The 13,447-nt window shown below is 67.0% G+C and carries 9 protein-coding genes, 2 tRNA genes, 1 pseudogene and 1 riboswitch; of the genes and pseudogenes, 10 read left to right on the plus strand and 2 right to left on the minus strand.

Annotated features, from left to right (window positions below; all coding sequences use genetic code 11):
• The first annotated feature begins 182 nt into the window (after nt 1-182).
• The 8 genes and pseudogenes from kaiC (at nt 183) to F0357_RS04615 (ending at nt 10,700) form a co-directional block, all read left to right on the plus strand.
• Nucleotides 183-1,882 (plus strand): annotated as a pseudogene (gene kaiC, locus F0357_RS04580) (circadian clock protein KaiC).
• Nucleotides 1,875-2,159 (plus strand): circadian clock KaiB family protein, encoded by a 285-nt coding sequence (locus F0357_RS04585; protein WP_208948438.1) that lies wholly within the window; start codon nt 1,875-1,877, stop codon nt 2,157-2,159. The pseudogene kaiC and the gene F0357_RS04585 overlap by 8 nt, the downstream one beginning before the upstream one ends.
• Nucleotide 2,160: 1 nt before the next feature.
• On the plus strand, nt 2,161-3,636 hold the full coding sequence (locus F0357_RS04590) for a sensor histidine kinase (protein WP_153479291.1): 1,476 nt from the start codon (nt 2,161-2,163) through the stop codon (nt 3,634-3,636).
• Between the two features lie 141 nt (nt 3,637-3,777).
• Complete coding sequence (locus tag F0357_RS04595; RefSeq protein ID WP_153479293.1) at nt 3,778-4,284, plus strand: hypothetical protein; 507 nt, start codon at nt 3,778-3,780, stop codon at nt 4,282-4,284.
• Nucleotides 4,285-4,303: 19 nt separating this feature from the next.
• Nucleotides 4,304-4,514: riboswitch (cobalamin riboswitch) on the plus strand.
• Nucleotides 4,515-4,612: 98 nt separating this feature from the next.
• A complete protein-coding gene (locus F0357_RS04600) occupies nt 4,613-7,492 on the plus strand; it encodes a ribonucleoside-diphosphate reductase subunit alpha (protein ID WP_153479295.1) in 2,880 nt (959 codons plus the stop codon).
• Nucleotides 7,493-7,515: 23 nt separating this feature from the next.
• Nucleotides 7,516-8,637: a ribonucleotide-diphosphate reductase subunit beta gene (locus F0357_RS04605; protein WP_153479297.1), complete on the plus strand. Its 1,122-nt coding sequence runs from the start codon at nt 7,516-7,518 to the stop codon at nt 8,635-8,637.
• A 92-nt stretch (nt 8,638-8,729) separates the two neighbouring features.
• The gene (locus tag F0357_RS04610; protein ID WP_153479298.1) at nt 8,730-9,623 is read left to right on the plus strand and encodes a LysR family transcriptional regulator; all 894 of its coding nucleotides are present in this window, start codon (nt 8,730-8,732) and stop codon (nt 9,621-9,623) included.
• Between the two features lie 534 nt (nt 9,624-10,157).
• Complete coding sequence (locus tag F0357_RS04615; RefSeq protein ID WP_153479299.1) at nt 10,158-10,700, plus strand: hypothetical protein; 543 nt, start codon at nt 10,158-10,160, stop codon at nt 10,698-10,700.
• Between the two features lie 98 nt (nt 10,701-10,798).
• Here the strand turns inward: F0357_RS04615 and F0357_RS04620 are convergent.
• A tRNA-Val gene (locus F0357_RS04620) sits at nt 10,799-10,873 on the minus strand.
• A gap of 489 nt (nt 10,874-11,362) precedes the next feature.
• Here F0357_RS04620 and F0357_RS04625 point away from each other — a divergent pair.
• Nucleotides 11,363-12,163: a TrmH family RNA methyltransferase gene (locus F0357_RS04625; RefSeq protein WP_208948218.1), complete on the plus strand. Its 801-nt coding sequence runs from the start codon at nt 11,363-11,365 to the stop codon at nt 12,161-12,163.
• Nucleotides 12,164-12,482: 319 nt separating this feature from the next.
• Here F0357_RS04625 and F0357_RS24075 read toward each other — a convergent pair whose 3' ends face one another.
• The gene (locus tag F0357_RS24075) at nt 12,483-12,638 is read right to left on the minus strand and encodes a hypothetical protein (protein ID WP_208948219.1); all 156 of its coding nucleotides are present in this window, start codon (nt 12,636-12,638) and stop codon (nt 12,483-12,485) included.
• Between the two features lie 602 nt (nt 12,639-13,240).
• Between F0357_RS24075 and F0357_RS04630 the strand changes: the two genes are divergently transcribed.
• A tRNA-Thr gene (locus F0357_RS04630) sits at nt 13,241-13,315 on the plus strand.
• Nucleotides 13,316-13,447 lie beyond the last annotated feature (132 nt).

Genomic DNA, 13,447 nt, shown 5'->3' on the forward strand with positions numbered 1-13,447 from the left:
ATCCCTCAGGCATCATATTTGAGATCATGACATCTACTATCATAATTTAAGCGCATCGAAGCGACAATAAATTCAAAGACCTAATACGATCGACCGCACCTTGAACTCTATTGCTGCGGTCAATATGTGTGGGGCGAACGCGCCTCCGGACGAGCGGGCCGTGACATTTTATGTAGGGCACCGTGACGGACGGCATCGCGAAGGCACGGACGGGTATCGAGGGATTCGACGATCTGACGCTGGGGGGCTGCCGCGAGGCCGGCCGACCTTGGTGTGCGGGTCCGCGGGCTGCGGTAAGACCCTCTTCGCCGCGACCTTCCTGGTCAACGGGGCGCGCCACGAGGACGAGCCGGGCGTGTTCGTCACGTTCGAGGAGCGTCCGGGAGACATCGTCGACAACGTCGCGTCGCTCGGCTTCGGTCTCGATCACCTCATCGCCGAGAAGAAAATCCACATCGAGCACATCGCGATCGATCCCGCGGAGCTCGCGGAAGTCGGCGATTACGATCTCGAAGCCCTGTTCCTGCGCCTCGATCTCGCGGTTGGAGAGGTCGGCGCCAAGCGGATCGTGCTCGACACGATCGAAAGCCTGTTCTCGGCCTTCCAAAATCCCGCCATCCTGCGCGCCGAGATCCGGCGCCTGTTCGATTGGCTGAAGGAACGCGGGCTCACCGCCGTCATCACGGGCGAGCGCGGCGACGGCTCGCTGACCCGGCAGGGCCTCGAAGAATATGTCTCCGATTGCGTGATCCTGCTCGATCACCGGATCGCCAACCAGGCCTCCACGCGCCGGCTGCGCATCGTGAAGTATCGCGGCACCGCGCACGGCACCAACGAATACCCCTTCCTCATCGGCGCCGACGGCTTCAGCGTCCTTCCGGTGAGTTCGCTCGGGCTCGGCCATCAGGTCCACGACGAGCGCATCTCCACCGGCATCCGCGATCTCGACATCATGCTGAGCGGCGGCGGATTCCATCGCGGTAGCTCCATCCTGGTGAGCGGTGTCGCCGGTTCGGGGAAAAGTTCGATCTCCGCCGCCTTCGTCGCCGCCGCCTGCGCGCGGGGGGACAAAGCGCTGCATTTCTCGTTCGAGGAATCGGCACAGCAGACGGTGCGCAACATGCGCTCGATCGGGCTCAGCCTGCAGCCCTATATCGATTCCGGGCAGCTCGAATGCGTCGCGGCGCGGCCGACCTTCTATGGTCTCGAGATGCACCTTGCGGTGATGCTGCGCCAGATCGAGAAGGCGAAGCCCGATCTCGTGGTGCTCGATCCGATCTCCGCCTTCGTCGATTTCGGAGATCAACTCGAGGTCCAATCGATGTTGCTGCGCATCATCGATTACCTCAAGAGCCAGGGTATCACCGGCGTCTTCACCCACCTGTCCCACGCCCAGGGCGAGACCCGGACCGAAGCGGGCCTGTCATCGCTGATGGACGCGTGGATCCTCCTCCTGAACCAGCAGTCCAACGGCGAGTTCAACCGCCAGCTCTATCTGTTGAAGGCGCGGGGCATCGCCCATTCCAATCAAGTCCGTGAGTTTGTGATGAGTGCATCCGGCATCAGCCTGAAAGAGCCCTACCTCGGCGAAAACGGCGCCCTGACCGGTGCGGCGCGGCGCTTCGAGGAAGCCCGCGTCCACCGCGAGGCATTGCTGCGCCGAGGGGGCATGCTGCGCCTGCAGGAAAAGATCGCCGAGCGACGCCGGCGGACCCAGGCGCATATCGAGGCGCTCGAGGCCGACCTGCGGGTCGACGAGATCGAGCTCAGGGGCCTCGCCGAAGACGAAAGCCTCTCGCTCGCCCAGGCCGCCGCCGACCTGGCGGCGATGGCCGCCGCCCGTCAAGCTACGGCGCAGAGCGAGATGCACGATGATGAGTGAGCCGGATCAACCTCTCAAGCTGACGCTCTACGTCGCCGGCCAAACCCCGAAGTCGCTCGCAGCCATCCGCAATCTCGAGCGCATCTGCGCCGAGCATATGCCGGGCAAATATCAGGTCGAGGTGGTGGATCTGCGCCAGCGGCCCCAACTCGCCCGCGAGCACAACATCGTGGCGATCCCGACCTTGGTGCGCGCGCTGCCGGTCCCCGTGCAGAAGATCATCGGCGACCTGTCGGATCAGGAAAAGGTCCTCGTCCACCTCAAAGTCGAGGGCTGACATGATCGAAGGCACGCCGCCTCACGCGCTCGAGCGCGAGACCGACCTCCATCGCCGCCTCGCCGAAGCCGAGGAGACGTTGCGTGCCATCCGTGAGGGCGAGGTCGATGCCCTCGTCATGCGCGGCTCCCAAGCGGACGAGGTCTTCGCTCTCGGCGGCCAGGACAGCTATCGCGCCTTCATGCAGGCGATGGACATCGGCGCCGCCGCGCTCGACGCGGACGGCAAGCTGATCTACGCCAACGCCGCGCTCTCCTCTCTGCTCGGCCGCGGCGCGACGGATCTGCATGGTGACGGCTTCTTCGACGCGCTGGGCGCGACCCCGGCCCGCATCGTCCGCGAGCTCAGCGGCGAGGCCGAACACGACCGGCGGAGCCGGCAGATCGTGTTGCCGTGTGCCGGCGGCATCTCCCATGTCGAAGTGAGCGTGTCGCCGCTGCCGCTCGGCTTCGGCCGCGGCCGGGCGGTGACCTTCACCAACGTGACGGAGCGGATCGAGGCCGCCGCCGCCCACGAAAGCGAGCGCATCGGCCGCGCGATCATGGCCTCCTCCAACGAGGCGGTCGTCGTCTGTAACGGCGACGGGATCATCACCCACGCCAATGCCGGCGTGCGCCATTTCGGCGAAAGCCGCGTCGTCGGCCGGCGCTTCGACGAGGCCTTTCCGCTGAATTTCAGCCTGAGCGCGGGCCTGATGACCGCCGGCGACCTCGTCGGCGTCGCCCTCGCGGGCACCGCGGTGCGCGGCGTCGAGGCGACGCTGAGCCAGGAGAGCCGCACACGAGACCTTCTGTTGAGCGCCGGGCCGCTGCGGCAATCGGGCGACACGATCGGCGGCTGCATCGTGACGCTCGCCGACATCACCGAGCGCAAGGCGAGCGAAAAGCGCCAGGCCCTTCTGATGGGCGAACTGACCCACCGGGTGAAGAACACCCTGACCCTCGTGATGTCGATCGCCAACCGCACCCTCGCCTCGATCCGGGACATGTCCGAGTTCCGCACCGCGTTCGGCCGACGGCTGGAGGCGCTGGCGGCGACCCATACCCTGCTCGCCGAAGGGGCCTGGGCGGGCCTCACCCTCGAAGATCTCGTCAACGCCGAACTCGCACCCTATGCGGCGCTCGGCAGCCCGCGCTTCGCGCTCCGCGGCCTCAACGTCCGCATCGCCTCCGACACCGCGGTGGCGCTCGGACTGATCTTCCACGAGCTCGTCACCAACGCGGTGAAATATGGCGCGCTCTCGAACGATACCGGCCGCATTTCGATCGCCGCCGCGCCGGACGGCGACTCCCTCGAACTCGTCTGGCGCGAAGAGGGCGGCCCACCGGTGACGGCGCCCGAGAAGGCCGGATTCGGCCAGACCGTGATCTCCCGCGGCCTCGGCCAGAGCGGCGCCAAGGCGACCAAGGTCGAGTTCCACCCCGAAGGGCTCGTCTGCCGCATGTTTCTTGCCCGCGAGCAACTCGATCCGGCCTGACGTCGCAGCAGGGCACAGCCCGCGACGCATCACGAGATCATTTCACCGCTCCGGCGAACCGGCCCAGACCGTTGTCCGCGAAGACGCGCGACACGCGCGCGCGGTCGGGGGCTTTACGATCGACCTGAGCGGACGATCCCGATGATCGAGAGGCGCCCATGCCGCAGACTTCGCGGCGAGGGGGCTCTGACGCCGGAAGCCGCGATCGGCTGCTACCTCATCATTGTCCTGACGAAGCCCAATCCCGTGAAGAACATCGCCACGGCGGTAGGCCTCATCGTGCTGGTGACTTTGGTGGTCGCATTGATGATCCCGCTCATCAACGCCACAGCGGACACGCCGGGCTTGCGGCTGCTCGCCATCGTCTCGTTCCTGTTCCTCTTCCTCGACGCGGCCAGCCAGCTCGGAGAAACCGGAGGCGTCATCGCGCTCGTGGTGACGTTCCTGCTCACGCTGGTGAACCTCGCTCCCGTGGCGGATGCACTCAGCTTCGGCCTGCGCTACGCCGCCTATGTGGTCATGATGCCGATGACCTGGATGATCGGCTTCAACCTCTTGCTCGGTCCCTCGCCGGTGCGACTGCTGCAGACGGGGCTGCTGCGCAGGGCCCGTCACTGCCCGCAGCGGGCACACCTCTCTACATATTGACGTCTAGCCGCATCAATGGCCTATATGTTGACGCTTCGGTCCTCTGAGTCGGTTGGTTCAGAGGCTAAGAGGGAAGCCGGTGACCCTGAGGGGCGAAGCCGGCGCTGCCCCCGCAACTGTGAGCGGCGAGCCTGTCGTCCATTCAGCGTCACTGGGCCCATGCCTCGGGAAGGCCGGACGAGAGGCGGTGACCCGCGAGCCAGGAGACCTGCCGTCGCAGCATATTCGTCCCTGGGCGGGGTGTCCCGGTGGTGCGTTTGCGCGTCCGCCGGTGCCTCCCGCCGTCGGCAGCGCTTCGCGGCCGCTCGGCCTTTGCCCCCAATCCTGATTGGGGTTAGCCGATGTCACTAATGCACGATGCCGGGCCGGTAGCCGACCGGCCTGTCCCTCCCCCACTCTCGCGGCGGGTCAATCCGGCACGCCCAGTTATCTGCTCATCCGCCGCAACGGCGCGGTGACGCCGTTCGATCCCGGGAAGATCACGGTCGCCCTCACCAAGGCGTTTCTGGCCGTGGAAGGCTCCAGCGCTGCCACCTCGCGACGGGTTCACGACATCGTCGCGGACCTGACCGGGCAGATCGTGGCGAGCCTCACCCGCCGCGCGGATAGCGGTCGGACGTTCCATATCGAGGACGTGCAGGATCAGGTGGAACTCGCCCTGATGCGCGGCGAGCACCACAAGGTGGCCCGCGCTTATGTGCTCTACCGGGAGCAGCGCGCCCGCGAGCGCTCCGCCGCCCGCCCCCTCGCGATCACGGCTTCGACGCTGCGGATGAAGACGGCGGACGGCACGCTAGTGCCGCTCGACGAAGCCCGCCTCGCCGCCGTGATCGCAGAGGCCACGTCGGGTCTCGCCGATGTCTCGCCCGACACCATCCTCGCCGAGAGCCGCCGCAATCTCTATGACGGCATCAGTGCGGACGAACTGGCGCTGGCGCCCATCCTCGCCGCCCGCACCCTGATCGAGACCGAGCCGAACTACGCCCGTGTCTCGGCCCGCCTCTTGCTCGACAAGCTGCGCCGCGAAGCCCTGAGCTTCCTCGCCGGACACGCCGATCAGGCGACACACGGACAGATGGCGGAGCGCTACGGTGATTATTTCGAGGCCTATCTACACCGCGGCATCGCGGCGGAGCGGATAGACCCCGAACTCGGCCGATTCGACCTCGGACGCCTCAAGGCGGCGCTGCTGCCCGAACGGGACCTGCAGTTCGATTATCTCGGCCTGCAGACGCTCTATGATCGCTACTTCCTCCATGTCCGCGGCACCCGCTTCGAGCTGCCGCAGGCCTTCTTCATGCGCGTCGCCATGGGGCTGGCGCTGCGCGAGGTGGACCGCGAGGCGCGAGCCATCGAGTTCTACCGCCTGTTGTCGTCCTTCGACTTCATGGCCTCGACGCCGACCCTGTTCAATGCCGGCACGCTGCGCCCCCAGCTTTCCTCCTGCTTCCTCACGACGGTGGCGGACGATCTCGACGGGATCTTCAAGGCGATCAGAGACAACGCACTGCTCGCGAAATATTCCGGCGGACTCGGCAACGACTGGACGCCCGTGCGCGGGCTCGGCGCCCACATCAAGGGGACCAACGGCGAGAGCCAGGGCGTCGTGCCGTTCCTCAAAGTCGCGAACGACACCGCCATCGCGGTCAACCAGGGCGGCAAGCGCAAAGGCGCGGTCTGTGCCTATCTCGAGACCTGGCATATCGACATCGAGGAATTCCTCGACCTGCGCAAGAACACCGGCGACGACCGCCGCCGCACCCATGACATGAACACGGCGAACTGGGTGCCGGACCTGTTTCTGGAGCGCGTCGATGCGGATGGGCCGTGGTCGCTGTTCTCGCCGGACGAGACGCCGGAGCTGCACGACCTTTATGGACCGGCCTTCAAGGCCGCCTACGAGGCCTACGAGGCGAAGGCCGCCCGCGGCGAGATGAAGGTGTCACGCCAGATTCGCGCCGTCGATCTGTGGCGGCGCATGCTCACGCTGCTGTTCGAGACCGGCCATCCCTGGATCACCTTCAAGGACCCCTGCAATCTGCGGTCGCCGCAGCAGCACATCGGCGTGGTCCATTCCTCAAACCTGTGCACGGAGATCACGCTCAACACGAGCGCCGACGAGGTGGCGGTGTGCAATCTCGGCTCGGTGAATCTGCTCGCCCACGTCACGGCGGATGGGCTCGACCATGCGCGCCTGGAGCGTACCGTCACCACCGCGATGCGCATGCTCGACAACGTCATCGACATCAATTTCTACACCATCCCCGAAGCGCGCCGCTCCAACCTGAAACATCGCCCTGTCGGGCTCGGCATCATGGGTTTCCAGGACGCGCTGCAGGCGCTGCGCATTCCCTACGGCTCGGACGCGGCGGTGCATTTCGCCGACACGAGCATGGAGGCGGTCAGCTTCCACGCCATTTCGGCCTCCTGCGACCTCGCCCGGGAGCGCGGGCGCTACCCGTCCTTCGAGGGTTCGCTGTGGTCGAAGGGCGTGCTGCCGATCGACTCGATCGAGTTGCTGGCGCAGGCTCGCGGCGGGCTCGGCCTCGACCGCTCCTCGACGCTCGACTGGGAGAGCCTGCGCGCGCGGGTGACGGCCATCGGGATGCGCAACTCCAACTGCATGGCCATCGCGCCGACCGCGACGATCTCGAACATCTGCGGCGTGTCGCAATCGATCGAGCCCGCCTACCAGAACCTCTTCGTCAAATCGAACATGTCCGGCGACTTCACCGTGGTGAACGCCTCTCTCGTCCGAGACCTGAAGGAGCGCGGCTTGTGGGACGAGGTGATGGTCTCCGACCTCAAATATTACGACGGAAGCGTCGGCCCGATCGACCGCATCCCCAATGATCTCAAGACGCTCTACGCCACCGCCTTCGAGATCGAAACCGCCTGGCTTATCGAGGCGGCCGCACGGCGCCAGAAATGGATCGACCAGGCGCAGTCGCTCAATCTCTATATCTCGAACCCTTCCGGGCGACGGCTCGACGAGACCTATCGGCTGGCCTGGCAGCGTGGGCTGAAGACGACCTACTACCTGCGTGCGCGCGCAGCGACCCATGTCGAGAAATCGACGCTCAAGGGGACCGACGGCAAACTGAACGCCGTCTCGGCGGTGCTCGCGGCGCCCCCCATCGCCGTGCCGGAAAGCGCCCACGGCAAAGCCTGCGCCATCGACGATCCCGACTGCGAAGCCTGCCAGTGAGCCGGGAAGAAGGAGACACGCCCATGCTCGACTGGTCCGACACCAAACCCGTCCCCGCCCCGCTCCACCCCGCCTTTGCCTCACAGGCCGTCGACGCCACCGGCCTCGGCGCCATCCGGCGGGGCGCCGCCCGCGTCTCGGTGGACGAGAAGCGAATGATCAATGCCCGCGCCGACGTGAACCAGCTTCTCCCGCTCAAGTACAAATGGGCTTGGGAGAAATACCTTGCGGGCTGCAACAATCACTGGATGCCGACCGAAGTCTCCATGCAGGCCGACATCGCGTTATGGAAGTCACGCGACGGGCTGACGGAGGACGAGCGGCGCATGCTGAAGCGCAATCTCGGCTTCTTCGCCGCGTCGGAATCGCTGGTAGCGAACAACATCGTACTCGCCATCTATCGCCACCTGACCAACCCGGAATGCCGGCAATATCTGCTGCGTCAGGCCTTCGAGGAGGCGGTGCACACGCACACCTTCCAGTACATCGTGGAAAGCCTCGGCCTCGACGAGGGCGAATTGTTCAACATGTACCGCGAGGTGCCCTCGATCACCGACAAGGCGGCGTGGGCGCTGAAGCACACGCAGAGCCTCGACGACCCGGCCTTCCACACGGGCACGCCGGAGGCCGATCAGCAGTTCCTGCGCGACCTCGTCGCCTTCTACGTCGTGTTCGAGGGGATGTGGTTCTACACCGGGTTCGCGCAGATCCTCTCGCTCGGCCGGCGCAACAAGATGGTCGGGATCGCCGAGCAGTACCAATACATCCTGCGCGACGAGAGCATCCATCTGAACTTCGGCATCGACGTCATCAACCAGATCAAGATCGAGAACCCCCCTCTGTGGACGCCCGCGTTCCAGGATGAGGTGCGCGGCATGTTGAAGGACGCCGCGCAACTGGAGGCCGCTTATGGCAGGGACACCATGCCCCGCGGCTTTCTCGGGCTGAACGCCGGCCTGTGCGAGAAGTACATGCACTTCATCGCCAACCGCCGCTGCGCCCAGCTCGGCCTTGCGCCCGTCTTCGCCGAGGCCGAGAACCCGTTCCCCTGGATGAGCGAGGCGATGGACCTGAAGAAGGAGAAGAACTTCTTCGAGACCAGGGTCATCGAATACCAGAACGGCGGCGCGCTCGCCTGGGATTGAGCCCAAGCGCGTGGCGGTTCCAGAGTAGCCGCTGGTTTGATCGCTGCGATTAGACGATGAGTATTCCAATCAGTGCTGAATGAGAATCAGTAATGCGTACGACCGACCTCTCCGAGCTCGCCGCCTTCGATGCGGTTGCGCGCCATCGCAGCTTCCGGCGCGCGAGCGAGGAGCGCGGCGTCACCGCCTCTGCGATCAGCCATGCGGTCAGCAACTTGGAAGCGCGGATCGGCATCCGCTTGCTGAATCGCACCACGCGCAGCGTGTCGCTGACCGATGCGGGCGCGATGCTGCTCTCGCAGCTCTCGCCAGCGTTTGGCGACATCGGTTCGGCGCTCGATGCCTTGAACCAGTTCCGCGATACGCCGTTTGGCAAGGTCAGGATCAACGCGCCCAATTCGATCGCGCCGTTCGTGCTGGGGCCGATAATCGGCCCGCTGATCGCCGCCAACCCTAATCTCGAGCTGGAGATCGTCGCGACCGACCGGCTGGTCGATATCGTCGCGGAAGGGTTCGACGCCGGCATCCGGCTAGGGGAAAGTCTGCGCGATGGTATGACCGCAATAAGGATCAAGCCGCGGCTGAAGTTCGCGGTGGTGGGGTCGCCCGACTATTTTGCCAAACGCTCGGTGCCCAAGACCCCCGCCGACCTGTCCGACCATATCTGCGTGCGTAATATGTATCCGAGCGGCGTCGGCTATCCCTGGTCGTTCGGGCGTGATGGCGAGGGAATCGACATCGAGGTCAAAGGCCCGGTCGCATTGCATGATCACGAGCTGATGATTGAGACGGCATTGGCGGGCGTGGCGTTAGCGTATGTGTGGGAAGATCGGGCGCGGCCCTTTGTCGAGAGTGGGCGGTTGGTGCCCTGCCTCGGCAACTGGATCGTGCCCGAGGACTGGCTTTACCTCTATTATCCTACGCGGCGATATATCTCGGCGGGCCTGCGCGCTGTCATCGATGCCCTCAAGGTAACGAGCAGTTGACGCATGAGGGCGGCCGTTCGCTGTCGTGCTAGGTTCACGCAATGTTTCGCCGGAAACAGCTCACCTCATGATCGTTGACGATACCGGCGGTCTGTATCCAAGCGTACGCGCGACGGCAGCTTTCCCGCTGAGAGCCCACCTCACCGCATTGGGTTGGGACGGCGGGGTTTGGTCTGCTGCAGAACGGCAGCTATCTGCACAGCGGCAGCCAAAACCGGCCAGTCCGCTCCCCGCCCCGCACCTACCTTCCTTGTCGTCGCGGCAAAACTCCGTTCCTGTCGCAATGGGCACGGAGATGAGTCTAAAGTTCTCGAGACCTGCCGGCCGCGCAAAAAAGCGGGTGCTTCACATCGGGCAACTGTTCAGGAGCCAATAAGCGCGTCGGTTGAGAGCCGAACGCCTGGTCCACCAACCTCGGATATGGCGCCATCGTCCACGAAGATCACTCCTGCCGTCTCGAGAGCGGCGCGGATGGCGAGGACGGTGCGCTCCTTTATTGCCTCACCAGCCTCGAAGCGACTGACTGGAGGATCCATGCCTGAAGCAGCCCGCTACGCCCGGCCACGTCGGGCCGGCACAGCCATTGAGGACTTCATCCTCCACGTCGTCAGCAAGGAGACTGTGTCGTGCCCGGTCGCGGAAGCCGGCGCCAAGATCGCGGCGCTGGTGGATGCCGACGACCGGTTCGACGAGCGGTCCTACGATCGGAAGGGCACGGCCGACGAGGACGGCACGCGGCGGACCATGCTCGCCATGGAGCGCCACCGGCTCGTCCTGGAGGAGATTGCCAGCCACGAACGCCCCACGAGCCCCGATGGCGCCGTCCTCTCCCTGATGCTGGCCCGCGCCGACGTGGACATGATCGCGTCCCGCTTGCTGTCTTCTCCGGCCGACGCCGCGTCACCGGCCCGGGTCGACCGCTACCTCTATCCGGTCACACGCATGCTCGCCGGGCCGAACCCGCCGGACTGGCTCGCACGGCTGATCGATTTCTACAGGACCGATTGGCACGACCCGCAGCTTGAGCTGGACACCGCCCTTGCGGGCCGCCGGGAGGCGTTCCAGGGGACGGAGTAATTCCTCCGTCTCGGTGCTTATCTCGTGCTTATCTGGCGGCCCGAGAGCGCAACCGTTACGCTCGCGCTTCTCTAAAGGATTGGTTTTGCTGGATTTTATGGTGGGCGGTATAGGGATTGAACCTATGACCTTTGCCGTGTCAAGGCAACGCTCTCCCGCTGAGCTAACCGCCCGTGCCCCATAAGGGCGCGGCCTCGTCGCCGAGGCGCGGGTGCCGGCGAATTCGTCGGCGAGGCCCGCTCTATAGCGAGGTTCCGGGCGGCGCGCAAGCGTTGCGCCCCGGACTTATCCACGGCGAAATGACGAGCGCGCCCACCGTGCCGCCGCGCCCCGCCGTCTCAGCCCGTCGCACCCATGCGCGCTCGGGCCCACAGGCATCCTGCGCCGTCCCCGTCCTGATGCGCCGCCCCCGGCGAAGCCGTCGGCACGCCGTGCCCGCGGCCGAACCGGCATTCCGTCCCCCACGGCCGAAGCGGCCGGCCGCCGCGTCCCGTCTGCCGGAGCGGCCCCGGTGCTCCCCGGCGCCCTGCTCGCTTCCGTCGTCCGCAAGCCGGCGCGGCGCCGCGTTCGCGCGTCGGATCGCCTGACCGCGGGATTGCCGCGCGCGCGGGATTGCTGCCGGGCCGTGGGCCTGCCTATAACGACGCATGACGAAGCCCCCGATGAAGCCGACCGCCCCTCCGAAGCCCCATCGCGGACCGCGCGGCGGCCGCCCCGGTGCGCGCAGCGCCGCGCGCACCTGGAGCGCCGGCGAAGGCCGCATCGTGCTCTATGGGCTGCACAGCGTCGCCGCCGCGCTCGAAAATCCGCTCCGGGCGAAGCACCGCCTCGTCGCCACCCACAATGCCGTCGCCCGCCTCGAAGAGCGCGGCATCGCGCTCGCGCTGGCGCCGGAGATCGTCGATCCCCGCGTCGTCGCCGAGATGGTGCCGGACGACGCCGTCCATCAGGGCATCGCCCTCGTCACCGAGCCGTTGCCGGCGGTGCGCGTCGCCGACCTCGCCGACGCCCGCTTGGTGCTCGCCCTCGATCAGGTGACCGACCCGCACAATGTCGGCGCCATCCTGCGCTCGGCGGTGGCGCTCGGGGCGGACGCGCTGATCGTCACCGCCCGCCATTCGCCGCAGGAAACCGGTGTGCTCGCCAAGGCGGCGTCCGGGGCGGTCGATCTCCTGCCGCAGATCACCGTCGGCAGCCTGCCGCGCGCCCTCGCCGAACTGAAGGAGCAGGGCTTCACCGTGCTCGGGCTCGACAGCGAGGCGGAGCACGACCTCGAAAATGTGCCGCTCGGGGCGAAGGCGGTGCTGGTGCTCGGCTCCGAGGGCAAGGGCCTGCGCGCCGCCGTCGCCGCCGAGACGGACGCCGTCGCCCGCCTCGCCGCGTCGGGGCCGCTCGTCTCCCTCAACGTCTCGAACGCCGCCGCGATCGCCCTCTACGTCGTCCACCGCCGCCTCGGCGCCTGAAAGGCGGGCCCGCCCGCAGGCCACCGGCGGACGGGGCGCGGCGTCCCTACCCGACCCCGCCCGAGGGATGGACCGGGACGCCTCTGCGGCCGCCCCGCGCGGCGCGCTCCAGACTGCCGAGGCTAGGCTGGCCCGCCCGGGCCGGATGCGGGATCGTCTCGCCCCTCACCGGCCGCGCGCACGCCGCGCGCGGCCTCCCCCCGAGCGCCGTGTCCCGAAGAGAGACGGCGCGGCCAGGCCGGACCATCGCCCCGTGCCGCAGCCGGCGGCACGGCCCCCGACCCGCGGGCGCCCGTCCGGCGCAGGCCCGCGCCGGGGCTCACTGCGCCGGCGGATCGACCTTCACGCCGTTCGGGCCGACCTTGATCTCGAGCGAACTGCGGTCCTCTTCGTACTGGTTGTAGGCGTAGATCCCGGCGCCGACGATGACGACGGCGAGAACGGCGATGACCGCATAGAGCGCATTCCGGCTCATGATATCCCCTTGAACGGACGAACGGTGTGCTGACGAACGGCGCCCCTCCGCGCCGCCGCCCGTCCGCCGTCCGAACCGCCGGAGACCGATCGCCGCGACGACCCGCAGGGCCGCACCGAACGTCTAACGGCCGCCCCGCCGCTTGGTTCCGCCGTCAGTCCGCCGGCCGGCGCAGACGGCCCCGGGACTTCGCCACCCGCCCCGCCCGCGGCCGAGGACTTCCGCAGAGGATCGGGGCCTCCGCGCCCATCGCCCCGCTTGCGGGGAGAGCGTGGCCCGGCAAGGCCGGCTGCGGGAAATCCACACCGCTTCACTTTCCGCGCAACAGACTGAAAAGAGGCGCTTTATCCCCCTCGTCCGCCCCTTCCGGGGCACCGCCGCCCCCGTCGGGAGACGGGCGCGGCCGCGCGGATCGCGTCCCAGGCGATAGGCCTGTTGCCGCGGCCCAGCCGGAACCGCCCCGAGACCTCGACACCGGTTCCCCGGCCGGCTTGACGACGGCGCGGGAGTGCGAGAAGAGGAAGCGCGCCGCTCGAGCGGCGGCGCCGCCGGACGCCCCGCCGCGTCCGCGCGTCTCGACACGGCTGAACGCCTCAGCCCGGGCCGGCGTAGCACAGCGGTAGTGCAGCGGTTTTGTAAACCGAAGGTCGGGGGTTCGATCCCCTCCGCCGGCACCAGATAGTTCGCTTCATGGAACGAACTGCTAGATCGCGACCCACTCCGTTTGAAAGAACTAAGCGTCACGAACCAGAAGCTCTAGACGTCGGCTAATAAGGCATTGGCGACGAAGGGATCGTGGTCCGATAGCC

Source organism: Segnochrobactrum spirostomi (assembly GCF_009600605.1).
Taxonomy (GTDB): domain Bacteria; phylum Pseudomonadota; class Alphaproteobacteria; order Rhizobiales; family Segnochrobactraceae; genus Segnochrobactrum; species Segnochrobactrum spirostomi.